Genomic DNA, 22,222 nt, shown 5'->3' with positions numbered 1-22,222 from the left:
TTAGTTAGGAGGATACAATAGAAACTCTCTCAATAGGCAATATTAGCTTATCCCTAGTATTGAAAAGACTGGATAGCTTCTTTCAAGTCATCTTGTAAACTATTTCTCTGGTCAAGTTGGACATAGACTTCCAACAGACAGGATCTGAAGTTGGAAAATTTATAAAAATCTTCCCTTTCTTCTATCGGAAAGTCAACAGTTTTTATCCAAGAAGTCACTTGCTCTTGCTCCAACTTCCCTTGTAAAATCGGTTCATAAAGCACTCTGGCTAAACGCCAATCCTCATCATCTGTAAAGCGAATCGAAACTCTTTTAAATAGTTGGCCAAGTATCTCAAATACTTCATGAACTCTGTTTTTAGGAAAGTCTGGATGACAAACCACCTCTGTCAGTAAATCGGCTCCATGTGCAAAAGCATGAACCCAACCATACTGGCTTGAAAAACCAGTTGTATCCTTTTCTTTTGAAAGATAGTACAAACCTTGATTTAAAAGGACATTACGAATTTCTGCTTTTAATCCCTGATAAAAAACCGATTGCTGGTTGGCATCTGCAGACAAGAGATTTGCATAAATAAGCGCCCTAAAAGAACGTTCAAGTGTTGACAGGCCTACCTTATCAATCTCTTTATCTAACCCTCCATCAGATGAAATCTCTTCAGCAATGAAATGAAATTGTTCCTGTGTAAATAGCTTTTCCTGAATCCCTCTAGCAAAGCTTGTAAAAACAAGGTCATCGCGAATTTCTGGAGAAGGATCTCCCAAATGATCAAGCAACCACTGGATTTCCTTCTGGTCATAACTTGTTTTTTCTTCTGCTATTTTTCTAAGTAACTCTTGATACATGGTCAATATCTCTACATTTCTAGCAACTTGATATAATCTAGACCCCATTTCTCGACAGCATCTAAGACAACTCTGAATTCCTGCCCCATTTCGGTTAAGCTGTACTCAACTCGTGGTGGAACTTCGGCATAGACCTTTCGTTGAACAATCTTATCCTTTTCTAATTGACGGAGATGACGGGTCAAAATAGTTTGAGTAATCCCAGGCAATAATCTCTGCAATTCTTTAAATCGTTTGGTACCCGTACTCAACTGATAAATGATTACCAGTGCCCATTTCCCCGTTAAAACCCTCTGCGTTGTCGCAAATGGACAAATACCATACTCACTCACTTTATTTGGCATAAAATATCTTCTTTCTATTTTTTTTAAAAAAATTTATCTTTTAGTATCAATAATAGTACCACTTTTGATACTAGCTATCAAAAAAGTGTCTACTTGTTTTTTTGTTTGTAACTGTTACAATTATATCATAAAAAGAAATGGAGAATAGATATGTCAACAAACTTAGAAATTTTCAATGCTTATAACCAAGCTTTAATTGCTGGTGACTTTCCTGGTGTCTTTGAAACGATGGCAGACGATATTATCTGGCATCAACCTGGTACTCATAGTATATCTGGTACAGTTGTTGGTAAGGACAAGCTAGGAACTCACCTGGCTACATTTGCTGAGAAAACTAATGGAACCTTTAAGGTGATAACAAATTGGGTTTCTGACAATAAGGATTTAATCGCAGCCAATGTTACTTTTCTTGGAACACGTGCTGATGGTACTGAACTCAATATGAACGGGATTGACCTCTTCCGCATTGAAGACGGAAAAATCAAAGAAGTTTGGCTCTTCTCTTCAGATCAAGCTGAAGAAGATAGCTTTTGGGGATAATTTAAGAGGCCAGGACAAAAAATTTTGATTTTAGGAATTCTTTATTATAAATTTTTAAAATCGATAGATTAGATAAAAAAGCAAACAAAACAGAATTCTGAGTTTCAGATAACTCGTTTTGTTCGCTTTTTTTATTTAAGGTTAGACTTTTGTCCCAGACTCTTTTAATTTACTCTCCCAACTGGGCACTGTAGGCGATAATCTGGTCAACCGTGTCTGACAAGAATTGAATGGTATCACGGAGTGGTTTATCTGTTGAAATATCAGCTCCGATAATCATAGCTGACTCAAGCGGTGTCTTGCTACCACCTGATTTGAGGAGATTAAGCCAGTCTTCAGCTCCATTCTCAGAGTTTTTAAGATGGAGGTAACCAGCTGTCGAGATGACTAGTCCTGCCGAGTAGGTGTAACTATATAAGCCCATGTAATAGTGAGCTTGGCGCATCCAAGTCAAAGCTGCATCATCATCGATTTCAATGGCATCTCCCCAGAAATCCGTCAAAACTTCCCTCATAATGCTGTTGAGCTTGCTTGCTCCAAAGGTCTCCCCTTCTTCAATCAATGTATACACCTTACGCTGGAAGGCTGCTTCCAAGAGGTGGGTAATAAAGTTATGGAAGTAGGTGTCTGTCAAGCGGTGAGCAAGAGCGAAGCGTTTTTGACGAGGGTCGTCAGATTGGTGCTCCAAGTAATCACTGAGAAGCAATTCATTGAAAGTTGACGGCGCTTCGACATAGTAGGTCGACATGTGAGCATTGAAGTAACTCTGATGATTATCTGAAAAGATGAATTGACCAGAATGCCCGATTTCATGAATCAAGGTATAGACATCGCTCAAACGGCCTGTCCAGCTCATGAGGACATATGGATGAACGCGATATGGATCCGCCGCATAACCACCAGAATCCTTGCCACTGTTGGCAGCAAAGTCCACCCAGCGCTCTTCTTGATAGCGAGCAACTTCCTGACAATATTCTTGTCCCAAAGGTTCTACCGACTTCATGACCAAATCATAGGCGTCGTCAATGGTCACTTCAGGATTGAGGGCACTATCCAAATCCAATTTCCAGTCTGCAAAAGTCATCTTTTCAAGACCATTTACCTTGGCAACATGCTTGAGGTATCTCTGAGCAACGGGTGCAAAATCCTTCATGATGAGGTCAATCTGGCGGTCAAACATGGCACGGTCCACTTCTTGTTCAGCTAGAAGATAGTCAAAAACTGATTCGTAGCCCTTCATATCTGCCAATAGTTTTTCAGACTTAACCTGAGCTAGATAGGCTGCAGCAGCCGTATTTTGGTGCTTACGAAGTCCCTCTGAGAAGGAACGGAAGGATTTCTCACGAACCTCAGCGTCCTCATGATTTTGGTAGAAATTCTCATAAGTAACAAAGCTGTTTTTGTAGGTCTTGCCATGAGCTTCAAAGTCAGGCATTTCGAAATCCCCAGCTCGCATCTTAGTGTAAATATCCTGCGGACTGTAGAAAACTTCACCAAGATTGGTCAAGGCCTTCTCCACATCAGCCCCTAAATAGTGGGCTTTTTTGATTTTGGCCTGACGAATGGCAGCTGTTAAATGTGGCAATTTACCCAAACGGTCTAAGACTTCCCCATCTGCTGCCACCAAGGCATCGTCAAAAAAGGTCAAGGCCACGCTGGCGTCTGTTTCAAATTCCATCCCAGCTTGGGCAATATTGGCAAATTCGTCATTGCTATAGTCTGTCGTCTGAGGCATGAATCCATAGTTACCAATATGGCTCATCTGAATGTAGATTTGTTCCAATTCTGCAAAGGCCTTCTCGAAATCCTCAAAAGTATGAAGATTACCTTTGTAATCACGGCTAAATTGATTGATGTCTTCTCGAGCCTTCTCGATTGCACGTAAGAAATCCTCACGGTCTTGGTATAGGGCTGTTAAATCCCAAAGTTCCTTCTCTGGAAATTCTGAACGGTGTTTTTGTTCCATTTTCTTCCTCTTATTTCTCTAATTCTAATAAAACACTAAGGGCTGATAAGGCATAAAGTGGTGCTGTTTCTGCTCGTAAAATACGAGGACCAAGACCTGCCAAGACTGCTCCCTTAGCTTCGAAACTCTCAATTTCTGCAGGTGAGAGACCACCTTCTGGACCAAAGATAAAGAGCAGTTTGGCTCCTTTTTCAAGACCAGCGACTGCTTGTAAAAGCGCAGCGGCTTCTCCTTCTTTGGCCGACTCTTCATAGGCTACTATGATAGAGTCAAACTGGTCTAGTTGAGCTAGAAAGTCTGATTTTTTCTCAAAAAGCTTGATACTTGGAACAACATTACGCTTACTTTGCTCTGCTGCTCCAAGGGCAATTTTTTCTAGTTTTTCAACCTTTTTACCCAATTTCTTGCCATCCCATTTGGCAACTGACCAATCGGCAGGAAAGGCCCAGATTTGACTGGCACCTAGTTCCGTCACTTTTTGCGTAATGAACTCCAGCTTGTCCCCCTTGGGAAATCCAGATGCAATGGTCACTTGAACGGGTAGTTCCACATTGTCAGCTAACTCTTCAACCAACTCAAACTGACGATTTTCTACATCCAGCACACGCGCCAAGCGCTTAATTCCATCATCAAAGACCAAAGTAACCCCATCATCTTCTTTCAAGCGCATAACCTGAAACATATGCTTGCTGGTTTCCTTGTCCTCGATGGTGACAGGAGAGATTGCACTACCTTTGACAAAATACTGCTGCATGCTAGCCTCCAATCACACCGGAAATATCCTTGGTTTTCTTAAAGACACAGGCATTCCATTCCCCTTGAACCATGTGAGTTTCGAGGAAAAATCCAGCTGACTCAGCTGACTCTCGCACCATGTCCCACTTGTCCTTGATAATCCCACTCATGATGAGATAGCCTTCATCCTTGACCAAGCGGTAAGCATCCTCCGTCAGATGAATAAGGATATCCGCCAAGATATTAGCCACGATGACATCTGCTTCAATCTCAACACCCTTGAGCAAGTCTCCAGCAGCTACATGGATATTTTCCATACCAGGGTTGAGTTCAATATTTTCCTGAGCAACACGAACTGCCACATCATCTAGATCATAGGCGAAAATTTCCTTAGCACCAAGTAGCGAGCTAGCAATAGAGAGGACGCCTGATCCAGTCCCCACATCTAGCACTGTTTCCCCACCACGAAGAATCTGTTCCAAGGCAAAGAGGCTCATCTTAGTTGTTGGATGCGTCCCAGTACCAAACGCCATACCTGGATCCAGCTTGATAATCTTTTCTCCCGCAGTCGCCTCATAGTCTGTCCAAGACGGCACGATGGTCAAGTCATGAGTGATACGAGCGGGTTCATAGTATTTCTTCCAATTGTCAGCCCAATCTTCCTCAGCCAAGGCAGTTGTCCCCATCTTGACCTCTCCCAAATCCATAAAATCTGTCAATTCTGCTAAGCGAGCCTGCAAGTCTGCCTCAACCACTTCCACATCTACCGTTTCAGGGTAATAGGCTGTCACAACGATTTCTTCTTGCTGCTCAACCTCTGGGAAAATCTCGCCGAAGCGGTCGACATTTCCCACATAGTCCATGCTGTCTTCAATCGCAACACCTTGCGCTCCCAGCTCAATCAGGAGGTTGGAAACCAATTCCTCCCCCTCACGCTTAACTGTAACTTTTAACTCTTGCCATGTTTCCATCATTAAGATACCAAGCCCGTAAAACACAAAGCCAAAATAGGAAATTCTCTGAAGACGCTTATGTCTAAGAGAAGTTTATCTTTTTGGCACAGTGTTTAGGGCGAGTTCAGTTTAGAAATTTAACTGAACCATCCTTTCTAATCACTTACTTTTAAATAATCTTTTAATCTCTCTTGCAACTGAGGTACAACTTGACTGGAACTAAGAAATTCCTCGACATTCATCAACTGATAGCCCTGCCCTTCATCTCCAAATACAATATTGTCAAACTGGTTCTGTGTCAACTGACCGACTAGAAATACAGATTGTTTATCTGCAAAAAGCATACTTGGATAAACCTTACTCCAAAGCAGACAATCCTCAGTCAGATGAATTCCCAGTTCTTCATAAACTTCACGCGCCACGCACTCAAAAGGACTTTCATCACCTTCACGTCCACCGCCTGGCAGTTCCCACATATTGGGCCAGGGAATGCTTGCCTTATCATCGCGTAAGATGGTCAGGAGCCTATCCCCACAAAACAAAGCAATCTTACAGCCTGTGAAATCAGAAATCTCTACTTCCATGTTAGACTCCTTCGGTTAATTCCTTTCCCAGCTCGAATAACCAGTTTTGATAATAGCTTTTCTCATCCCGTAACATCCGGCTGCTATTCATTTTCTGTCTAGCAATCTTCATAGCCTTGTGAGTTTGAACTACATCTTTCTTTACCTTAAATTGATACCAAGCTTGAATGACCTGCATATCTGCTGTTTTTAGAGATAAAAAGGATTTGACCCCTCGAATACTTGCATATTCTTCCGCTTTCTTATTATCTCCTTCCATCAGAGCAATTTGAAGAAGGTATAATTGAGAACTAGTTTTAGACATTGGATTATCTGTTTTCTCTAGCACAGACTGAAACTGTTGCTTTGCAAGCTCTATATTATCGTCCAATATGAATACCAAGCCCTGAAGAGTCTGAACACTTTCTGCAAAACTCCCTCTCGCCTCCTCATCAACAGACATGATAAAGTCTTTTAAATCATATTCTTGAGGAGCTAGCAAGGTCTGGGCAGAATGCCTCAACATCAGGTAGGCGTATTTCATATTTGCAGGGTGTTGTAGCAATTCCCAAATTTTTGCTCCATCGGTGATGCCGACTGGCAAAATGTTATTTAGGAAGAAAGACAAATTAAGAAAAATCCAAGTCCCTGCAAAATACCAGCTTCTTGTCAAAAATCCAAACACTATCGCCAATAATATCAAGCTGAGATGAACCATCAATCCTCCTGAAAGCATCAGGATGATTCTTTGATCACTTTCATCCTCTTTTAAACCAATGTATTGAGCACCAACATTTTTCAGAATGGCTGTTCTACTAAGATGAAACCTGCCTGACTTTTTGGTCAAAATAAAATGTCCTAATCCAAAAGCCACCAGCCGATAGCCTGTCAAGTAACCACAAAAAGCATGTCCCAGCTCATGAAGAATAAAGATTAAATATATACTTAGAAGAGCGAAGGCATAACCAAAAGTAAAGACTAAAACTGCGGAATACCCCAACTCTGCAAATGCGATTGTTCCACAAGCAAAAGCCAGCATAATACAGACAATAGCTAGCACATAAACCAAATAAATCCCAATTTTCTTCATAAAATCTCCATCCAACTCCTAGTATCTCGGATAAGGATAAAACTCCCCCTCTTCCAAGCCGACTTTTCCTTCTTCAAAGACTTCTTGGTTCCATTCCATGACGAATTCTTCTGCTTCTGGGTCTTCCAAAAAGTCCATAAGGGCATCTAGTCCAACCTCGGCAGTATCTTTAAGGAATAGCGCAAAATAAGCTAAAAATTCGCGAGAAAATCCTTTTTTAGGTAGGTAAGGAATGACCGTCAAATAGTCTTCCTCATTGACTGTTGATTTGGCAGGATTGTAAAAAAGGACTGCTTCCTCAAATAGGATATCATCCGATGAAACCTCTCCGTCTTCATCCACCATCTCCACACCTGCAGCATTTTGCGCTTCCAATAGAAAACTCACTTCAACCGCGTGGTTACGCTTGTCCCAACTAATCTCAAAGTCAAAGGGAAAGTTCTTCTCCAACTCTTCCTCTAAAACATCTAAAAATCCATATGTTACCATTTTGTCCTCTTTCTATGCGACTCTTAAATCGCCCCGATTGCTCGGAAATATGCTAAAATAGATACTACCATCTTACCACAAAATTATTTTATGTCCTAATTATACCATATTACCTCATTTAAACCCTTGGTATTAGTGATTTTCTTAACAGTCTGATTTCTTTATTTTTTCCAAAAACTCAACACAAAAAGCCCTCGAAAGGGCTAAGAAATCTATAAAATCAATAGACAAGTAACCAGCACAATTAGATGTGCTTTTTTATTGGCCATTCCCACGATGTCACACTTAATCTTATGCTTGTATTTTCTTATCTGCAATAGCGTCTGTCAAAGTCTGAGAAAAGTTAAGTCCCATTTCTCGTCCCAACTTATCTGCCCATCTTGGTATGGTCAAGGTCTTTTTAATTGGTTCCTGACTTCCTAAGTACTCTGATACATCAACAGATACCATAGAAATAAAAGATTTATCAAGGTCATAGGTTGACACGAAATCTTCATCATCTTTAAAAGGATCATTATCAATTAAAGACAAGCTATTGATATCTGATGGCTGGGGCAAATCTCTATCACTCTCTATTAAATCTGCGACAGTAATTCCTAACCACTCCGAACCCATAGCTAAAGCCTCAGAAATCCCCGCACCTTGTGTAGCTGAGTATTCAAAATCTGGGAAATGAACAAAATAAGTCGCTTTTACCCCATCTGTATCATCATAATAAAATAAAGCTGGATATGTCACTAACATTTCACTACCTCCATATCAAAAAGCAGGGGCTGAATTTTACAACCCAGCTTGCTTTCTTATCCCTCTTTCAGTGTACTTATTCAGTTCACCATGAGGGATTGTGATAGGTCTTTCCCCTTGCTTCTCCATTTTAATATGGGAGCCTTTACCGCCTTTGGTTTTTATCCAACCATGAGCCGTAAGAAGTTTGACCATCTCTTTTTGTGTCATAGGCATAGCGCTTTTACCTCCTGACAACACCATTATAACACGTGCTACACGTATTGTAAAGGAGTGATACTTATTATTCTCTTATACATAAAAGCTCCTAGATGTGGTTCTAAGGGTAGCCAATTTATTCATGTCTATTTTTTTGAGTGGTAAATACTGCTTCTTTCTCGATCCATTCATCATTTGTATAGTCAATTGTAAAAGTATCTCGATTTAAGACAGACTGAGGCGGAGTTGAATGAATCATAGGAACACTGCGTACTCTATACTTTTTATCTCCAATTTTTACAAATTGATTAACTCTCAAGTCTTCGAAATCAGGATTTTTAACAGTTGTAGTTTATTGAATTTGGAATAGTACGCCAAGGTTTCTAAAACATTGTTAGAAATTGGTTTGAATTCCCTACTTGATTTGTTCGGTTTCTATTTCATTCCACTATATTACAAGAAGACGACTTACTACTTTAAAAACACCAATTATTCTATTTTTCATATTTTTCCAATTCATAATTATTAGAATGAACTTCTTGGTAAGCAAAATCAAGTTTAGATTTAATGTTTTCGTACAAATCTAAAATCTCTTTTGGAGTATCTTCCCGGAAGAAAAATTTTCTTTTTCCTGAAATAACTTGATCACTAAGAATCCAATGACGAATTTGTTTTGTAAAAATCAAAACTTCCTAACTTGGTAATTCCATTATTTCCACTACTTATTACCTCTCTTTTCATTATAGTTCATGCAATAACATTTAGCAATGTTATTTCTCAAATCAGTAATTACACTTCTTTAGACTCAACTATCACATTTTGAGCTTTAAGGGAATGCTGATACCTCTCCTCATCCAATTAAATAGTCAAAAAGATTCTATCTCACACCCTGAATATTACAAAACCATTGAAATATCACAACTAATAGGCTAGAATGGACATAGTAAGATATATTAGATGAGTCATTCTACTCAAAAAATATGAAACTAAAATCCACGTTAGAAAGGACTGCTATGCCAGACAATCTCGCGCTTCGCATGCGCCCTAAAACCATTGACCAGGTCATCGGTCAGGAGCATCTGGTCGGACAAGGAAAAATCATTCGTCGCATGGTGGAAGCCAACCGCCTGTCTTCCATGATTCTTTATGGACCTCCGGGAATCGGCAAGACCAGTATTGCCTCTGCCATCGCTGGGAATACTAAGTATGCCTTTCGAACTTTCAATGCGACAGTTGATAGTAAAAAACGACTTCAAGAAATCGCGGAAGAAGCTAAATTCTCAGGGGGACTTGTACTACTCCTTGACGAAATTCATAGACTAGATAAAACCAAGCAAGACTTCCTCTTGCCTCTCTTGGAAAGTGGACTGGTCATTATGATTGGCGCTACGACTGAAAATCCTTTCTTTTCTGTCACTCCTGCCATTCGCAGTCGTGTTCAAATTTTTGAGTTGGAACCTCTGTCTAACCAAGACGTCAAAGAGGCACTTCAGATAGCTCTAAATAACCCTGAACGTGGTTTTGATTTTCCAGTAGAACTAGATGAGGATGCGCTGGATTTCATTGCTACCTCTACAAACGGAGACCTTCGCTCTGCCTTTAACTCACTGGACTTGGCTGTTCTTTCTACCCCTGAGAATGACGAGGGCATCCGCCATATCACCCTCGACATCATGGAAAATAGCCTACAGCGAAGCTACATCACTATGGATAAGGATGGAGATGGCCACTATGATGTTCTCTCAGCCCTGCAAAAGTCTATCCGTGGCTCGGATGTGGATGCCAGTCTCCACTATGCTGCTCGCTTGATTGAGGCTGGTGATTTGCCAAGTCTCGCTCGTCGCTTGACTATTATCGCCTATGAAGATATCGGCTTAGCCAATCCTGAGGCCCAAATTCATACCGTAACTGCTCTAGATGCTGCACAAAGGATTGGTTTCCCAGAAGCCCGCATTCTCATTGCCAATGTCGTCATTGATTTGGCCCTTTCTCCAAAATCCAACTCAGCCTATCTAGCTATGGATAAGGCACTTGCCGACCTCAAAACATCAGGGCACTTGCCTATTCCGCGACACCTGCGTGATGGGCACTACAGTGGAAGCAAGGAACTAGGGAATGCCCAAGACTATCTCTATCCACACAACTATCCTGGAAATTGGGTCAAGCAAGACTATCTGCCAGAAAAAATTCGTAATCATCACTATTTCCAAGCAGAAGATACTGGTAAATATGAACGGGCTTTGGCTCAAAGAAAGGAAGCTATCGACCATTTGCGAAAAATCTGAAATCCTTTTCAAAAAATTGCATTTTCCTCTTGATTTTTTTTGAAAAAGTGGTATCATATAAACATAGAAACGCTGTGGTGTACGACTTCACACTTAAGTGTTGACCGACTATTTTTTGTATTATTAGGGAAACAAAAGTCTTCTAACAGCATGTAGGCCGTCTCACACGGAAACAGCTTCAGTTAGAGCGAGTTGCCCACCTGCTTAATTGCGCGGGTTCAATACAAACCGTGAAGTTTCGGCACCAATACAGCTTTTTTCTTTGCCTCCTTAGCTCAGCTGGCAGAGCAGCGGACTCTTAATCCGTGGGTCACAGGTTCGATCCCTGTAGGGGGCATCTAAATCAACAGGAGAAAGCCTTATTTAAAGGCTTTTTTTCTTATCTGTTCTACTTTTGGTCAACCAATGGATAGTAAAGATATAATTTTGTAAACACCCTTTCCAGACAGCTCTAATCTGATTGCACTTAAAATTTTAAAAAATTTAAAACAAAAGTCTTGCTTTTCTTTTAATTTATGCTATACTTGTTCTTGTTCCTGATACAAGTTCATTAAAAGAGGAGTTCAGATGGATACAAAATTCTCAGTTGCTTTGCATATCTTAACAATGATTAGTGAAAGCAAGGAAACCTTAAGTTCTCAAGCACTAGCTATTAGTGTTGGGACTAACGCTAGTTACATTCGAAAGGTGATTGCCTTATTGAAAAATGCAGATTTGATTCATTCTCAACAAGGAAAAACAGGCTATCAACTCAGTAAGTCTCCAAAGAAAATGACTCTACTAGAGATCTACTATGCTACTCAAGAAATCAATCACATTAGTTTATTCCCTGTTCATCAAAATAGTAATCCCGATTGTCCCGTTGGAAAACATATCCAAGGAGCAGTTTCACCGCTTTTCGCTAGTGCCGAATCTCAATTAGAGAAGGAATTAGCAAATCAAACTTTAGAAGATGTCATTGACAATCTATATAAACAAGCCAAACAAGTCCGAAACTGATTTGATAACAAGTCAGTTTTTACTGGAAATAACATGAACTTGTATCAAATACAAGTCTATTTAATTATATTAAAAAAGAAAAGAGAAAACACATGAAAGTCGCACAACACACTACTTATAACAAAAACAATATCACACTGAACATCACAGAAATCGCTAAACCAAGTATTACAGACAAAGAAGTTTTGGTGAAAGTCACCGCAGCCGGGGTTAATCCTCTCGATAACATGATCTCTCGTGGTGAAGTCAAGATGATTGCTCCTTACAAACTTCCTCAAACTGCAGGTAATGAGGTCGTTGGGATCGTTGAAAGCATTGGCAAGAAAGTTAACAACTTTCAGGTAGGAGACCGTGTCTTTGGCCGTCTGCTACTTGATCATATCGGAGCCTTTGCAGAATACCTAGCTGTCGATAGCCAAGCCTTAGCCAAGGTTCCAGACTATCTATCAGACGAGGAGGCTGCTGCTGTTCCGCTTACTGCCCTGACTATCATGCAGGCTCTTGACCTCATGGGTGCTCAAGCTGGGAAAACGATCTTTATTTCTGGTGGGACTGGTGGTGTCGGTGGCATGGCCATTCCGATTGCCAAGGCCAAAGGTTTGAAGGTCATTACCAACGGTTCTGGAGATAACGCTGAGCGTGTCTTGAAACTAGGAGTAGATAGATTTATCGATTACAAAACAGAGGATTACACAAAAACCGTTAGCCAGGTGGATTATGTCCTCGATACTCTCGGTGGAGCTGAAACTGAAAAACAAATGTCTATCATGAAAAAAGGTGGACAGCTTGTTTCACTTCGTGCCATGCCAAACGGTGCCTTTGCCAAACGCATGAATCTACCAAAATGGAAACAAATCTTACTTGGACTAGTGGGTCGCAAATTTGATAAGATAGCTGACAAATACGGCGTTCACTACCATTTTATCTTTGTAGAAAGCAATGGCGCTCAATTACAAGAGGTAGCTGACCTCTTTAGTAAATTAGAAATCAAACCCTCTATCGATACAGTTTATCCATTTGAAAAGGTAAATAGCGCCTTAGACAAGGTAGCTAATGGTCGCTCACGTGGAAAAACAGTCCTCAGCTTTAAGAAATAAAAAAGAAAACACAATGTCATATCTTACTACAAAAAATCAATTCGTCACTTGGCAGTGAATAAGTGTTCCGAAAAAGGGCTAACCAAACGTCAGCAAGGTTTGTCATACCTAGCATACTATGTCATCGAGGTTACAAGTAATGAGGACCTTCGTCATTGACTAGCATACAAATGAATGGAACTAGTAACTCTGCTAATGATAAAAATGAACTGTTTCATATTCAAAAAGACTCCACCTATCTATAGGAAATCTACCCTAGACATGGATGGAGTCTTCTTTCACTCACTAATCTAGTCGAATAAACATCATGTCATTTAACAAAGATATGAGTGAGATCGTATTTATATTATTGGAATAGATCAGTCTCTTATTCTCAATCGGAGGAATAATAAAATTAGAAATGATGATATCATAAGGCGATTCTTCTATAGATTCCTTTGATAATTCTAATTCAGTCCAAACTTCAAGTTCAAAATTGTTGCTACAATAATAAAAAAGTGTCTCTGCAACGGATTTTGCATAATACTGATCAAAATTACTCATAACCAGGAGCAGCTTTAGCATTCTATGCGTTGACAAATTCATTGGAAAGCTTGTTTCCTTATAAACCAATTCTAACAATTGAGATAGGGGCTCTGATGAAAAATTTTCAAATGGCCATTCTAGAAAATAATATTTTTCTGAAAAATATTGTGCAAAAAAGTAACGAATGTCTCTCTCATTTCCAATGATTTGAACAGGGGTCAGACTGATTTCAAATTGAAATTGCTTTTTAATCACTTTATTGATTTGGCTAATAATACGATAGAGCGAAGATGAACTGATATAAAATTCTTTACAAATACTTTCAGCTTGACAACATTCATTAAAGAAGATAAATTCTAAAATCGAAAAATGAGTTGAATGCTTAAAGAAATGATGGTAAACCATTTCAATATTACTATCATCGGTATTAATAATGCGTATACCATTAGTCGAAGAATGAAAAATCAAGTCAGGAAAAGCAGATTTAACATGTGATAGATCATCTTTGACTGCACGTTCTGTACAATTTAATAACTCTGCTAGTTCAGAACGATGAAACCAACGTTTATGTTCAAATAATAATTCTAATTGCCTATGACTTTTTTAGATAATAAATCTCTCATGAATGTCTTTCTCTCTTTATAAATTATCGGATTAAACCTCTTGCAATTATACCACAAAGAATAGGTATAGCATGATATAACGACTTTCCCTAAAATCTTTTATTTCGTATAATAACACTACAGAGACAATATATAAACAATTTTCTTATTTTACCGTCTATTGAGGGCGTGAATACAGAATCAAATTCAAGTCGAAAGATTATATTTTTAATTTTAAAAATTATATAATAGCAACAATCAAAGAATTTGATTTTTTATATTAAAATTACATAATAATCAAAATAATTGATTATTTTATATCAAAATTATATAATAGTAGTAATCAAAGGAATTGATTTATTTTTTGATATTAAAATAAAAAAGGAGGGTAAGCAATATTGTGGTCAATCATTGCTGGATGTCTTATTGGACTTGTAGCAGGTAGAATCACTAAAAAAGGTAGTTCTATGGGAATCGTCGCAAATGTATTCGCTGGTTTAGTCGGGGCATCTGTAGGACAATCCCTTTTAGGTAGTTGGGGCCCATCCATCGCTGGAATGGCTTTAATCCCATCTATTGCAGGAGCAGCAATTGTTGTTACTGTAGTATCATTCTTTACAGGTAAAAAATAATTACTTGTAGTAATAAACTATTTTTAAATAGATTAGACGGGTAAAAATAGTTTAAATGTTAAATCGAAAGGATTGTATATGTCAAAAGCAAAGAAAATATGTTTCATTATTTTCTGTATTTTAATCTTGACAATTTTCCTTCCTGTTTTGATAGATTATCATCAAGTTAGTGATCTAGGCATTCAGCTATTTAGCTGGAGACAGAATCATTTCGTTGAATTCTATCTCTCTAGATATATATTCTGGGGGATAGTGGCTCTATCAACTTTAGTTTTGTTATCAATGTTAGTTGTGTTGTTTTATCCTAAACGTTATTTGGAAATTCAACTTGAAACTAAAAACGATACATTAAAATTAAAGAATTCGGCAATTGAAGGTTTTGTTAGAAGTTTGGTGAGTGATCATGGATTGATCAAGAACCCAACTGTTCATGTAAATTTACGAAAAAATAAATGTTTCGTTCATGTAGAAGGTAAAATTCTTCCTTCGGACAACATCGCTGACAGATGCCAACTAATTCAAAATGAAATAGCTAATGGATTAAAGCAATTCTTTGGTATTGAGCGTCAGGTGAAATTGGACGTCTTGGTAAAAGACTATCAGCCACAGCCTAAAGCTCAAAAGAAAAAAACTGCTAGTCGTGTAAAGTAAGGAAGTAAAAATGGAATGGCTTAAACAATATCGATATCCAATAATCGCAGGTCTCATAGGCGTATTTCTCGCTTGTTTGATTATCTCCTTTGGCTTCTTCAAAACAATATTTGTATTGATTTTAGGAGCACTGGGAGTTGCAGCTGGATTATATATCGAAAAAAACTATATAGATAAATAAAAATTACTAATTTAATTAAAGGAGTTTCATATGTCAAACGAAAAAAACATTAACACTAACGTAGAAAAGAAAGATGCTACTGCTGTAGCTCACGAAATCAAAGGGGAACTTACTTACGAAGATAAAGTTATCCAAAAAATCATTGGTCTATCACTAGAAAACGTTTCAGGTCTTTTGGGAATCGACGGTGGTTTCTTCTCAAATCTTAAAGAAAAAATCGTTAACAGCGATGACGTAACAAGTGGTGTTAACGTAGAAGTTGGTAAAACACAAGTCGCAGTTGACTTAAACATTATTGCTGAGTACCAAAAAAATGTTCCAGCTTTATATTCAGAAATCAGAGAAATCGTATCTTCAGAAGTTGCTAAAATGACTGACTTGGAAGTTGTTGAAATCAACGTAAACGTTGTTGACATCAAAACTAAAGAACAACATGAAGCAGACTCAGTAAGCCTTCAAGATCGCGTATCTGACGTTGCTGAATCAACAGGAGAATTCGCTTCAGAACAATTCGAAAAAGCTAAATCTGGTCTTGGATCTGGTTTCTCAACTGTTCAAGAAAAAGTTAGCGAAGGTGTAGAAGCTGTTAAAGGTGCAGCAAATGGTGTAGTATCTCACGAAAAAACTCGTGTAAACTAAGATAAAATAAATATAACAGGAGAAATTATCATGTCAGTAGAAGAAAAATTAAATCAAGCTAAAGGTTCTATTAAAGAAGGTGTTGGGAAAGTCATCGGTGATGAAAAAATGGAAAAAGAAGGAGCAGCTGAAAAAGTTGTTTCTAAAGTAAAAGAAGTTGCTGAAGATGCCAAAGACGCTGTAGAAGGTGCTATCGAAGGTGTTAAAAACATGTTGAGTGGCGACAATAAATAAGGCTAAAAGTTACTTTATCTTTTTAGTAACATTAGTCAAAAGAGTCTGAATTAAGATGATTCTCAGAAAACAAAAAGCTAGAGATTTCCAATTGCGGAACTCTAGCTTTTTAATTTTGCCTCTTTCTCTTATTATATTTCAGCAGGTTGTTGACCATGAGTACGAATCCCATGTCAATTCTCACTTGACGCTTACCTCTCAGATAACATCTCTTATAACCAAACAAACCTTTATCTGCCCAAAGACAGATTTCATATCAATCTTACGTTTAGCGAAAATTTATCTACCCTTGGAAGATAAATGTGCCTGATATTCTTTAGTTTTTAAACACTGGTAACGTTCATTCATATACTGTCCCTTTTGAGGGGCTGATTCAGGTTCATCATCGCAGTCAACATTGATTTCAAGGATTTTTACTTTCTATCTACTCTTTTCCATGATGTATTTCCGTTCAGGTGCTTCAACTATTTGAACGATTTCAAATCCTTCTTTTTGGTAAAGATTCTGAGCTCTTTGATTTGCCTCGAAGACATTTAGAGAAATACTATCTATGTCTCCATTTTCAAAGGTCAAACTAACAAATTTCCTTAAAGCCTGGCTACCTAAGCCTTGCCCCTGTTTCCGGGGGTTGATAAAAAATCTTCCAATATGAAGATTCCTGTCTTCTAGCCTGATTTTCTGGATAAGCCCCACAAACTCTTGTCCATCAAAGATTGAAAAGATTCCTTCCAACTCTTGCAAGGCTTGGATAGTCAAGGGAAAAGGAATCATTATTCCCACCCATTGTTCTTGAAAAGACTTGCCAAGGGAGTTGGACCATTGGCATACGAGCTGAGCATTTTCTGTGCTCACATTTTCTTCAAAACGAATTGTCATCTTGACCTCCCCATCTGATCTATATTTCTCCATTATACTACTTCTCCCATTTTTTACGAATAGATAAGTATGATTGATTTTTATTTTTTTCTTGTCGGGAGCATTCTCGCTTCCTTTCTTGGTTTGGTCATTGACCGTTTTCCAGAGCAATCCATTATCCAACCTGCTAGTCACTGCGATTCCTGTCAGACTCCCTTGCGTCCCTTAGATTTGATTCCGATTCTCTCGCAGGTCTTCAATCGCTTTCGCTGTCGCTACTGCAAGGCTCCTTATCCTGTCTGGTATGCCCTCTTTGAACTAGGCTTAGGACTCCTCTTTCTGCTTTACTCTTGGGAATTACTTTCCTTGAGTCAAGTCATCCTAATCACTGCTGGTTTGACCTTGGGCATCTACGACTTTCGCCATCAGGAATATCCCTTACTGGTCTGGATTGTCTTTCATCTACTCCTAATGGTCTGCTCCGGCTGGAATCTGGTCATGATTTTCTTCCTTGCTCTTGGAATTGTGGCTCATTTTATCGATATCCGCATGGGCGCAGGGGATTTTCTCTTTTTAGCTTCTTGTTCTCTCATCTTTAGCGCAACGGAGTTACTCATCTTGATTCAGTTTGCTTCTGCGACGGGGATTCTAGCCTTTCTCCTGAAAAAGAAAAAGGAAAGACTTTCTTTTGTGCCTTTCCTCTTACTCGCTGCTTGCGTGATTATTTTTGGTAAGCTACTGCTTGTTTGATAAAGTCCTCAATCGGCTCTCCCTCGTGGAGAGCTTTTACGATTTTTGAACCGACGATAACGCCATCGGACACCGTATTGAAGCGTTCCACATCATCCTGACTAGATACGCCAAAACCTGTCAAGACTGGGATGTCGGCCACTTGATGAAGTTGTGCCAAGTGCTTGTCCAAATCTGCACGGTAATTGCCTGATTTCCCTGTCACCCCATTGATAGCAACCGCATAGACGAATCCTTCTGCCCCATCAATCAACTCTTTCTGGCGTTCAATTCCTGTTGTCAAACTAACTAGGGGAATCAAGGCCATGTCTGTGTCTGCCAGAAATGGCTCTACAAAATTAGCATGTTCATGAGGCAGGTCTGGAATAATCAAGCCCTTAACCGCTGTAGCTGCCAAATCTTTGACAAAGTTCTCCACACCGTACTGAAAGAGGGGGTTGAAGTAGGTCATGATGACCAGCGGAACCTCTGTTTCAATGGTTTTCAAGGTTTCAACCAAAGCCTGGGTAGAAGTCCCATGCGCTAGACTGCGCAAGCCTGCTTCTTCGATAACAGGCCCATCTGCAACTGGGTCTGAAAAGGGAATACCCACTTCAATAGCTGAAACACCCAAATCTTCTAAAAAGTGGATTGTTTCAGCGAGACCATCCAAACCTTTTTCGTGGTCACCAGCCATGATATAGGGAACGAAAATTCCTTTTCCAGCTGCTTTTATAGCGTTTAATTTTTTTGTTAGTGTCTTAGGCATGAGCTTCTCCCTTCTTTGCTACATCTGCTTCCAAGCGGTCTTTGACTTGAACCACATCCTTGTCCCCACGACCTGATAGACAGACAATCATGGACTTGTCTGGTCCGAGTTCTTTGGCCAATTTCACCGCAAAAGCAATAGCGTGGCTAGATTCCAAGGCTGGGATAATCCCTTCCACACGAGACAAGAGCTGGAATCCTTCCAAGGCTTCTTCGTCTGTCACAGGGACATAGCTGGCACGTTTAATATCGTGGTAGTGAGAATGTTCTGGACCGATACCAGGATAGTCCAAACCTGCTGAGATAGAGAAGGCTTCAAGAATTTGACCATGGGCATCTTGGAGAACATCCATGAGAGAACCGTGAAGGACACCCGGACGACCCTTGGTCAAGGTAGCTGCGTGGTGCTCTGTATCTACACCAAGTCCTGCTGCTTCAGCCCCATACATAGCTACAGACTCATCTTCTACAAAGGGATGGAAGAGACCGATGGCATTAGAACCACCACCAACACAGGCTACTAGGGCATCTGGCAGATCTTGACCTGTCAAGTCACGGTACTGTTGTTTAGCTTCTCGACCGATGACACTTTGGAAGTCTCGAACGATTTCTGGGAAAGGATGAGGCCCCAAGGCAGAACCAAGGATATAGTGGGTATCATCGATATTTGCTACCCATGAACGAAGGGCTGCATTGACCGCATCCTTGAGCACGCGCGAACCGTCTGTCACTGCCTCAACCTTAGCTCCCAAAAGCTCCATACGGAAGACATTGAGGGCTTGGCGTTTAACATCTTCCTCACCCATGTAGATGGTACATTCCATGTTAAAGAGGGCTGCAGCAGTTGCAGTGGCCACACCATGCTGACCAGCACCTGTTTCAGCGATAATTTTCTTTTTACCCATGCGTTTAGCAAGCAAAACTTGTCCCAAGGCATTGTTAATCTTATGGGCACCTGTATGGTTGAGGTCTTCACGTTTAAGATAAATCTTGGCTCCGCCGATATGCTGAGTCAAATTTTTTGCGTAGTAAAGCGGAGTTTCACGTCCCACATACTGGCGTAAGAGTTGGTTTAATTCCTCTTGGAAACTTGGGTCTGCCTGACTTTCACGGTAGGCCTTCTCCAACTCCAAAACTGCTGTCATCAATGTTTCTGGGACGAAACGTCCACCGAATTTTCCGTAAAATCCATCTTTATTTGGTTCTTGATATGCCATTCTTTACCCTCTCTATAAATCTTCTAATCTTTTCATGATCTTTTTGTCCATCTGTCTCCACTCCGCTTGATACATCTACTGCATAGGGAGTAAAGTGTTGAATTCCTTTTACTACATTGTCTTCGTTAAGCCCACCTGCGATAAAGAAAGGCTGAGTTAGTCCTGTCGTATCCAATTTCCCCCAGTCAAAGGTCTGGCCACTCCCTGCCACAGGGGCATCAAAGAGGATATAGTCTGCCTGAGAATTGGGGACATGTCCCTCTCCATCCACCTGCACAGCCTGAATACTGACACAAGGCAAATTCTCAAATAAATCATCTGCCACCTGACCATGAACTTGAACCAAGTCCAAGCCAACTTTGTCAATGACTTCTAGCAGTTCTGCCCGACTTGGTGAAACAAATACACCAACCTTTTTGACATCTGCAGGAATAAGCTTTGCCAGCTCAGCAGCCTGATCCAAAGTCACCTGTCTTTTACTAGGTGCAAAGACAAAACCGATGTAGTCGGCTCCTGCTGAAACGGCTGTTTCCACCGCTTCTTTGGTCGATAGTCCGCAAATTTTAACCTTTGTCAATCTGCAACTCCTTGATTCTCTGGGCTACATCTTCTGCCTGCATAAGAGCTGTCCCAACTAAAATTCCGTTAAAGTATGGCGCTACTCGTTCCGCATCCTGCCCTGTGAAAATAGCAGATTCAGAAATGTACAAGCAATCATCTTTGAAATGTTTAGCCAAGTCTACACTGGTCTGCAAGTCAACTTCAAAGGTGGTCAAGTTGCGGTTATTGACCCCGATAATCTGGGCACCAAGTCTGTGAGCCACTTCTAGTTCAGCTAGATTGTGAGTTTCCACCAAGACTTCCAGACCAAGCTCTGTCGCATAGTCATAAAGTTCCTTGAGACGTTCTTCAGACAAGGCTACCACAATGAGTAGGATGACCGTTGCACCTGCATTGCGAGCGCGGATGATTTGCTTTTCATCGATGATAAAGTCCTTGTTGAGCGTTGGAATGTTTACCTGACTGGAAATCTCCCGTAGATAATCCAAATGCCCTTTAAAGAAAACCTCATCTGTCAAAACTGAAATCATCACTGCGCCGTTTGCTTCATAAGTCTGGGCCTGTTGCACAATATCCACATCGAGATTGATATCTCCCAGACTAGGGCTAGCTTTCTTAACTTCAGCGATCACCTGCAAGCGATCTTGATGATTCTTCAAAAAGTCAGCCAAGCGGTAGGTCTGGCGCAGAGGCTGGATTTCCTCCAGCTCCATCTGCTCAACCTCACGCGCCTTTTGCTCCAAAATTCGTGCTAAAAATTCCTGACTCATTTTTGGTACTCCTGTAACAGTCTGAGTTTTTCAAGGGCCTTGCCACTAGCAATCACTTGACGGGCCAAGGCAACTCCTTCCTTGATGCTATCAACCTTACCATTAGCATAGAAACCAAGACCAGCATTTAAGACTGTCGTTTCCAAGAATGGACTTGGTTCGTTTTTAAGAACGCTGAGCAAAATTTCTGCATTTTCCTGAGCATTCCCACCACGAATATCTTCGATAGCGTAGCGCTCCATCCCTAAATTTTCTGGAGTAAAGCTTGATAGGGTGATTTCGCCATTTTCAAGAAGTGCAATCTTGGTTGTTCCATTCAAACCAGCTTCATCCAATCCTTCTGGCCCAGCAACCACGATGGCACGTTTGCGACCCATATTTTTCAAAACCTGAGCTGTACTTTCTAGAAGTTCTGGACGGCTAATTCCAAGAAGCTGTGTTTCCAAAGCCATTGGATGAATCAGGGGACCAGTCAAGTTCATAATCGTTGGAATTCCTAGTTCCAAACGAGCTGGCATGATGTATTTCATAGCTGGGTGCATATTTTTAGCAAAGAGAAAGACGATGCCAGTTTTATCAAAGACCTTACCTAGTTCAGCTGGTTTGAGGTCTAGGTTGATGCCCAAGGCTTCTAGGACATCTGCAGAACCAGATTTAGAAGAAATCGAGCGGTTACCATGCTTGGCCATGTGAACACCACCACCAGCCAAGACAAAGGCTGCAGTTGTGGAGATGTTAAAGCTGAAAGACTTGTCCCCACCTGTACCACAGTTGTCCATGGCATCATGAATCTCAGTTGGAATATGTTGGGCATGCCCTCTCATGACTTGGGCAATGGCTGTGCGTTCTTCAGGTGTTTCCCCCTTCATCTTAAGGGCCAAGAGGAGAGAAGCAATCTGCGCCTCCGTTACACGGCCAGTTACGATACGCTCGATGACATCCGTCATTTCCACACCTGATAAATTTTCAAATTTTGCTAGTTTTTCAATAATCTCTTTCATCCTAGTTTC

The 22,222-nt window shown here is 40.2% G+C and carries 28 protein-coding genes, 1 tRNA gene and 2 pseudogenes; 11 read left to right on the top strand and 20 right to left on the bottom strand.

Features of this window, described 5'->3' with window-relative positions; translation table 11 throughout:
* Nucleotides 1-53 precede the first annotated feature (53 nt).
* Both HMPREF1048_RS04655 and HMPREF1048_RS04650 read right to left on the bottom strand, forming a co-directional pair.
* The gene (locus HMPREF1048_RS04655) at nucleotides 54-845 is read right to left on the bottom strand and encodes a DUF2785 domain-containing protein (RefSeq protein WP_000284156.1); all 792 of its coding nucleotides are present in this window, start codon (nucleotides 843-845) and stop codon (nucleotides 54-56) included.
* A gap of 11 nt (nucleotides 846-856) precedes the next feature.
* The gene (locus HMPREF1048_RS04650) at nucleotides 857-1,189 is read right to left on the bottom strand and encodes a winged helix-turn-helix transcriptional regulator (RefSeq protein WP_001133064.1); all 333 of its coding nucleotides are present in this window, start codon (nucleotides 1,187-1,189) and stop codon (nucleotides 857-859) included.
* A 150-nt stretch (nucleotides 1,190-1,339) separates the two neighbouring features.
* On the opposite strand from HMPREF1048_RS04650, the gene HMPREF1048_RS04645 reads away from it, so the two are divergent.
* On the top strand, nucleotides 1,340-1,729 hold the full coding sequence (locus HMPREF1048_RS04645) for a nuclear transport factor 2 family protein (protein ID WP_000106197.1): 390 nt from the start codon (nucleotides 1,340-1,342) through the stop codon (nucleotides 1,727-1,729).
* Nucleotides 1,730-1,898: 169 nt separating this feature from the next.
* Here the strand turns inward: HMPREF1048_RS04645 and pepF are convergent, their stop codons facing one another.
* From pepF to HMPREF1048_RS04595, 10 genes are all read right to left on the bottom strand, one after another.
* Nucleotides 1,899-3,695: an oligoendopeptidase F gene (gene pepF / locus HMPREF1048_RS04640; RefSeq protein WP_000435574.1), complete on the bottom strand. Its 1,797-nt coding sequence runs from the start codon at nucleotides 3,693-3,695 to the stop codon at nucleotides 1,899-1,901.
* Between the two features lie 10 nt (nucleotides 3,696-3,705).
* Nucleotides 3,706-4,449: a 16S rRNA (uracil(1498)-N(3))-methyltransferase gene (locus tag HMPREF1048_RS04635; RefSeq protein ID WP_001188196.1), complete on the bottom strand. Its 744-nt coding sequence runs from the start codon at nucleotides 4,447-4,449 to the stop codon at nucleotides 3,706-3,708.
* Nucleotide 4,450: 1 nt separating this feature from the next.
* On the bottom strand, nucleotides 4,451-5,401 hold the full coding sequence (gene prmA, locus HMPREF1048_RS04630) for a 50S ribosomal protein L11 methyltransferase (RefSeq protein ID WP_004248406.1): 951 nt from the start codon (nucleotides 5,399-5,401) through the stop codon (nucleotides 4,451-4,453).
* Nucleotides 5,402-5,538: 137 nt separating this feature from the next.
* Complete coding sequence (locus HMPREF1048_RS04625; RefSeq protein WP_000451514.1) at nucleotides 5,539-5,967, bottom strand: NUDIX hydrolase; 429 nt, start codon at nucleotides 5,965-5,967, stop codon at nucleotides 5,539-5,541.
* Nucleotide 5,968: 1 nt separating this feature from the next.
* The gene (locus HMPREF1048_RS04620; RefSeq protein ID WP_000719482.1) at nucleotides 5,969-7,036 is read right to left on the bottom strand and encodes a M50 family metallopeptidase; all 1,068 of its coding nucleotides are present in this window, start codon (nucleotides 7,034-7,036) and stop codon (nucleotides 5,969-5,971) included.
* Nucleotides 7,037-7,054: 18 nt separating this feature from the next.
* On the bottom strand, nucleotides 7,055-7,525 hold the full coding sequence (locus tag HMPREF1048_RS04615; protein ID WP_000259333.1) for a DUF3013 family protein: 471 nt from the start codon (nucleotides 7,523-7,525) through the stop codon (nucleotides 7,055-7,057).
* A 291-nt stretch (nucleotides 7,526-7,816) separates the two neighbouring features.
* Nucleotides 7,817-8,269, bottom strand: coding sequence for a type II toxin-antitoxin system HicB family antitoxin (locus tag HMPREF1048_RS04610; protein ID WP_000961816.1), 453 nt, complete (start codon nucleotides 8,267-8,269; stop codon nucleotides 7,817-7,819).
* A 36-nt stretch (nucleotides 8,270-8,305) separates the two neighbouring features.
* Complete coding sequence (locus HMPREF1048_RS04605; protein ID WP_001132279.1) at nucleotides 8,306-8,485, bottom strand: type II toxin-antitoxin system HicA family toxin; 180 nt, start codon at nucleotides 8,483-8,485, stop codon at nucleotides 8,306-8,308.
* Between the two features lie 118 nt (nucleotides 8,486-8,603).
* A complete protein-coding gene (locus HMPREF1048_RS04600) occupies nucleotides 8,604-8,786 on the bottom strand; it encodes a hypothetical protein (protein WP_033630633.1) in 183 nt (60 codons plus the stop codon).
* A 175-nt stretch (nucleotides 8,787-8,961) separates the two neighbouring features.
* Nucleotides 8,962-9,153, bottom strand: a complete 192-nt coding sequence (locus HMPREF1048_RS04595) for a hypothetical protein (protein ID WP_000578034.1) — start codon at nucleotides 9,151-9,153, stop codon at nucleotides 8,962-8,964.
* Between the two features lie 327 nt (nucleotides 9,154-9,480).
* On the opposite strand from HMPREF1048_RS04595, the gene HMPREF1048_RS04590 reads away from it, so the two are divergent.
* From HMPREF1048_RS04590 to HMPREF1048_RS04575, 4 genes are all read left to right on the top strand, one after another.
* Nucleotides 9,481-10,752, top strand: a complete 1,272-nt coding sequence (locus HMPREF1048_RS04590; protein WP_001113229.1) for a replication-associated recombination protein A — start codon at nucleotides 9,481-9,483, stop codon at nucleotides 10,750-10,752.
* A gap of 264 nt (nucleotides 10,753-11,016) precedes the next feature.
* A tRNA-Lys gene (locus HMPREF1048_RS04585) sits at nucleotides 11,017-11,089 on the top strand.
* Nucleotides 11,090-11,319: 230 nt separating this feature from the next.
* Entirely contained in the window at nucleotides 11,320-11,751 is a 432-nt protein-coding gene (locus tag HMPREF1048_RS04580; RefSeq protein ID WP_000379854.1) for an Rrf2 family transcriptional regulator, read from the top strand.
* 92 nt (nucleotides 11,752-11,843) lie between these two features.
* On the top strand, nucleotides 11,844-12,848 hold the full coding sequence (locus tag HMPREF1048_RS04575; protein WP_000861517.1) for an NADP-dependent oxidoreductase: 1,005 nt from the start codon (nucleotides 11,844-11,846) through the stop codon (nucleotides 12,846-12,848).
* Between the two features lie 285 nt (nucleotides 12,849-13,133).
* Here HMPREF1048_RS04575 and HMPREF1048_RS04570 read toward each other — a convergent pair.
* A pseudogene (locus HMPREF1048_RS04570) lies at nucleotides 13,134-13,996 on the bottom strand (helix-turn-helix domain-containing protein).
* Nucleotides 13,997-14,370: 374 nt separating this feature from the next.
* On the opposite strand from HMPREF1048_RS04570, the gene HMPREF1048_RS04565 reads away from it, so the two are divergent.
* The 5 genes from HMPREF1048_RS04565 to HMPREF1048_RS04545 all read left to right on the top strand — a co-directional run bounded on the left by HMPREF1048_RS04565 (nucleotide 14,371) and on the right by HMPREF1048_RS04545 (nucleotide 16,312).
* Complete coding sequence (locus tag HMPREF1048_RS04565; RefSeq protein ID WP_025171909.1) at nucleotides 14,371-14,607, top strand: GlsB/YeaQ/YmgE family stress response membrane protein; 237 nt, start codon at nucleotides 14,371-14,373, stop codon at nucleotides 14,605-14,607.
* 78 nt (nucleotides 14,608-14,685) lie between these two features.
* Complete coding sequence (gene amaP, locus HMPREF1048_RS04560) at nucleotides 14,686-15,258, top strand: alkaline shock response membrane anchor protein AmaP (RefSeq protein ID WP_000030219.1); 573 nt, start codon at nucleotides 14,686-14,688, stop codon at nucleotides 15,256-15,258.
* A gap of 10 nt (nucleotides 15,259-15,268) precedes the next feature.
* A complete protein-coding gene (locus HMPREF1048_RS04555; RefSeq protein ID WP_000455064.1) occupies nucleotides 15,269-15,439 on the top strand; it encodes a DUF2273 domain-containing protein in 171 nt (56 codons plus the stop codon).
* 30 nt (nucleotides 15,440-15,469) lie between these two features.
* Nucleotides 15,470-16,078, top strand: a complete 609-nt coding sequence (locus tag HMPREF1048_RS04550) for an Asp23/Gls24 family envelope stress response protein (RefSeq protein ID WP_000064109.1) — start codon at nucleotides 15,470-15,472, stop codon at nucleotides 16,076-16,078.
* Nucleotides 16,079-16,108: 30 nt separating this feature from the next.
* The gene (locus HMPREF1048_RS04545) at nucleotides 16,109-16,312 is read left to right on the top strand and encodes a CsbD family protein (RefSeq protein ID WP_000109962.1); all 204 of its coding nucleotides are present in this window, start codon (nucleotides 16,109-16,111) and stop codon (nucleotides 16,310-16,312) included.
* 109 nt (nucleotides 16,313-16,421) lie between these two features.
* Here HMPREF1048_RS04545 and HMPREF1048_RS13685 read toward each other — a convergent pair.
* Both HMPREF1048_RS13685 and HMPREF1048_RS04540 read right to left on the bottom strand, forming a co-directional pair.
* Nucleotides 16,422-16,717: pseudogene (locus HMPREF1048_RS13685) on the bottom strand (transposase); the annotation flags it as partial.
* Between the two features lie 15 nt (nucleotides 16,718-16,732).
* Nucleotides 16,733-17,188 carry a GNAT family N-acetyltransferase gene (locus tag HMPREF1048_RS04540; RefSeq protein ID WP_004248425.1) on the bottom strand — a complete coding sequence of 152 codons (456 nt, stop codon included), beginning with the start codon at nucleotides 17,186-17,188 and terminating at the stop codon, nucleotides 16,733-16,735.
* A 69-nt stretch (nucleotides 17,189-17,257) separates the two neighbouring features.
* Between HMPREF1048_RS04540 and HMPREF1048_RS04535 the strand changes: the two genes are divergently transcribed.
* On the top strand, nucleotides 17,258-17,917 hold the full coding sequence (locus HMPREF1048_RS04535) for a prepilin peptidase (RefSeq protein WP_000564993.1): 660 nt from the start codon (nucleotides 17,258-17,260) through the stop codon (nucleotides 17,915-17,917).
* On the opposite strand, the gene trpA is transcribed toward HMPREF1048_RS04535, so the two are convergent.
* Genes trpA through trpD form a run of 5 tightly spaced genes read right to left on the bottom strand, consistent with a single transcriptional unit; the run spans nucleotide 17,889 to nucleotide 22,213 of the window.
* Entirely contained in the window at nucleotides 17,889-18,665 is a 777-nt protein-coding gene (trpA, locus tag HMPREF1048_RS04530; RefSeq protein WP_001127050.1) for a tryptophan synthase subunit alpha, read from the bottom strand. The genes HMPREF1048_RS04535 and trpA overlap by 29 nt on opposite strands.
* On the bottom strand, nucleotides 18,658-19,881 hold the full coding sequence (trpB, locus tag HMPREF1048_RS04525; RefSeq protein ID WP_000331268.1) for a tryptophan synthase subunit beta: 1,224 nt from the start codon (nucleotides 19,879-19,881) through the stop codon (nucleotides 18,658-18,660). The genes trpA and trpB overlap by 8 nt, the downstream gene beginning before the upstream one ends.
* Nucleotides 19,859-20,458 (bottom strand): phosphoribosylanthranilate isomerase, encoded by a 600-nt coding sequence (locus HMPREF1048_RS04520; RefSeq protein WP_000169878.1) that lies wholly within the window; start codon nucleotides 20,456-20,458, stop codon nucleotides 19,859-19,861. Before HMPREF1048_RS04520 ends, trpB begins: the two co-directional genes overlap by 23 nt.
* Nucleotides 20,445-21,212: an indole-3-glycerol phosphate synthase TrpC gene (trpC, locus tag HMPREF1048_RS04515; protein ID WP_000076520.1), complete on the bottom strand. Its 768-nt coding sequence runs from the start codon at nucleotides 21,210-21,212 to the stop codon at nucleotides 20,445-20,447. Before trpC ends, HMPREF1048_RS04520 begins: the two co-directional genes overlap by 14 nt.
* On the bottom strand, nucleotides 21,209-22,213 hold the full coding sequence (trpD, locus tag HMPREF1048_RS04510; protein ID WP_000658708.1) for an anthranilate phosphoribosyltransferase: 1,005 nt from the start codon (nucleotides 22,211-22,213) through the stop codon (nucleotides 21,209-21,211). The genes trpC and trpD overlap by 4 nt, the downstream gene beginning before the upstream one ends.
* Between the last annotated feature and the right edge of the window lie 9 nt (nucleotides 22,214-22,222).

This window comes from Streptococcus mitis SK575 (assembly GCF_000257865.1).
Classification (GTDB): Bacteria; Bacillota; Bacilli; order Lactobacillales; family Streptococcaceae; genus Streptococcus; species Streptococcus mitis_CQ.
The sequence above is the reverse complement of the archived record's forward strand: the minus strand, read 5'-3'. Positions and strand labels throughout refer to the sequence as shown.

What these genes read in the sequence shown, in the direction of transcription:
- trpA (WP_001127050.1), bottom strand. Translation starts at nt 18,665, where the DNA reads ATGCCTAAGACACTAACAAAAAAATTAAACGCTATAAAAGCAGCTGGA.
- HMPREF1048_RS04550 (WP_000064109.1), top strand. Translation starts at nt 15,470, where the DNA reads ATGTCAAACGAAAAAAACATTAACACTAACGTAGAAAAGAAAGATGCT.
- HMPREF1048_RS04620 (WP_000719482.1), bottom strand. Translation starts at nt 7,036, where the DNA reads ATGAAGAAAATTGGGATTTATTTGGTTTATGTGCTAGCTATTGTCTGT.
- prmA (WP_004248406.1), bottom strand. Translation starts at nt 5,401, where the DNA reads ATGGAAACATGGCAAGAGTTAAAAGTTACAGTTAAGCGTGAGGGGGAG.
- HMPREF1048_RS04655 (WP_000284156.1), bottom strand. Translation starts at nt 845, where the DNA reads ATGTATCAAGAGTTACTTAGAAAAATAGCAGAAGAAAAAACAAGTTAT.
- HMPREF1048_RS04545 (WP_000109962.1), top strand. Translation starts at nt 16,109, where the DNA reads ATGTCAGTAGAAGAAAAATTAAATCAAGCTAAAGGTTCTATTAAAGAA.
- HMPREF1048_RS04605 (WP_001132279.1), bottom strand. Translation starts at nt 8,485, where the DNA reads ATGCCTATGACACAAAAAGAGATGGTCAAACTTCTTACGGCTCATGGT.
- HMPREF1048_RS04610 (WP_000961816.1), bottom strand. Translation starts at nt 8,269, where the DNA reads ATGTTAGTGACATATCCAGCTTTATTTTATTATGATGATACAGATGGG.
- trpB (WP_000331268.1), bottom strand. Translation starts at nt 19,881, where the DNA reads ATGGCATATCAAGAACCAAATAAAGATGGATTTTACGGAAAATTCGGT.
- trpC (WP_000076520.1), bottom strand. Translation starts at nt 21,212, where the DNA reads ATGAGTCAGGAATTTTTAGCACGAATTTTGGAGCAAAAGGCGCGTGAG.
- HMPREF1048_RS04635 (WP_001188196.1), bottom strand. Translation starts at nt 4,449, where the DNA reads ATGCAGCAGTATTTTGTCAAAGGTAGTGCAATCTCTCCTGTCACCATC.
- HMPREF1048_RS04645 (WP_000106197.1), top strand. Translation starts at nt 1,340, where the DNA reads ATGTCAACAAACTTAGAAATTTTCAATGCTTATAACCAAGCTTTAATT.
- HMPREF1048_RS04615 (WP_000259333.1), bottom strand. Translation starts at nt 7,525, where the DNA reads ATGGTAACATATGGATTTTTAGATGTTTTAGAGGAAGAGTTGGAGAAG.
- pepF (WP_000435574.1), bottom strand. Translation starts at nt 3,695, where the DNA reads ATGGAACAAAAACACCGTTCAGAATTTCCAGAGAAGGAACTTTGGGAT.
- trpD (WP_000658708.1), bottom strand. Translation starts at nt 22,213, where the DNA reads ATGAAAGAGATTATTGAAAAACTAGCAAAATTTGAAAATTTATCAGGT.
- HMPREF1048_RS04580 (WP_000379854.1), top strand. Translation starts at nt 11,320, where the DNA reads ATGGATACAAAATTCTCAGTTGCTTTGCATATCTTAACAATGATTAGT.
- HMPREF1048_RS04590 (WP_001113229.1), top strand. Translation starts at nt 9,481, where the DNA reads ATGCCAGACAATCTCGCGCTTCGCATGCGCCCTAAAACCATTGACCAG.
- HMPREF1048_RS04540 (WP_004248425.1), bottom strand. Translation starts at nt 17,188, where the DNA reads ATGACAATTCGTTTTGAAGAAAATGTGAGCACAGAAAATGCTCAGCTC.
- HMPREF1048_RS04650 (WP_001133064.1), bottom strand. Translation starts at nt 1,189, where the DNA reads ATGCCAAATAAAGTGAGTGAGTATGGTATTTGTCCATTTGCGACAACG.
- HMPREF1048_RS04575 (WP_000861517.1), top strand. Translation starts at nt 11,844, where the DNA reads ATGAAAGTCGCACAACACACTACTTATAACAAAAACAATATCACACTG.
- HMPREF1048_RS04625 (WP_000451514.1), bottom strand. Translation starts at nt 5,967, where the DNA reads ATGGAAGTAGAGATTTCTGATTTCACAGGCTGTAAGATTGCTTTGTTT.
- amaP (WP_000030219.1), top strand. Translation starts at nt 14,686, where the DNA reads ATGTCAAAAGCAAAGAAAATATGTTTCATTATTTTCTGTATTTTAATC.
- HMPREF1048_RS04535 (WP_000564993.1), top strand. Translation starts at nt 17,258, where the DNA reads ATGATTGATTTTTATTTTTTTCTTGTCGGGAGCATTCTCGCTTCCTTT.
- HMPREF1048_RS04555 (WP_000455064.1), top strand. Translation starts at nt 15,269, where the DNA reads ATGGAATGGCTTAAACAATATCGATATCCAATAATCGCAGGTCTCATA.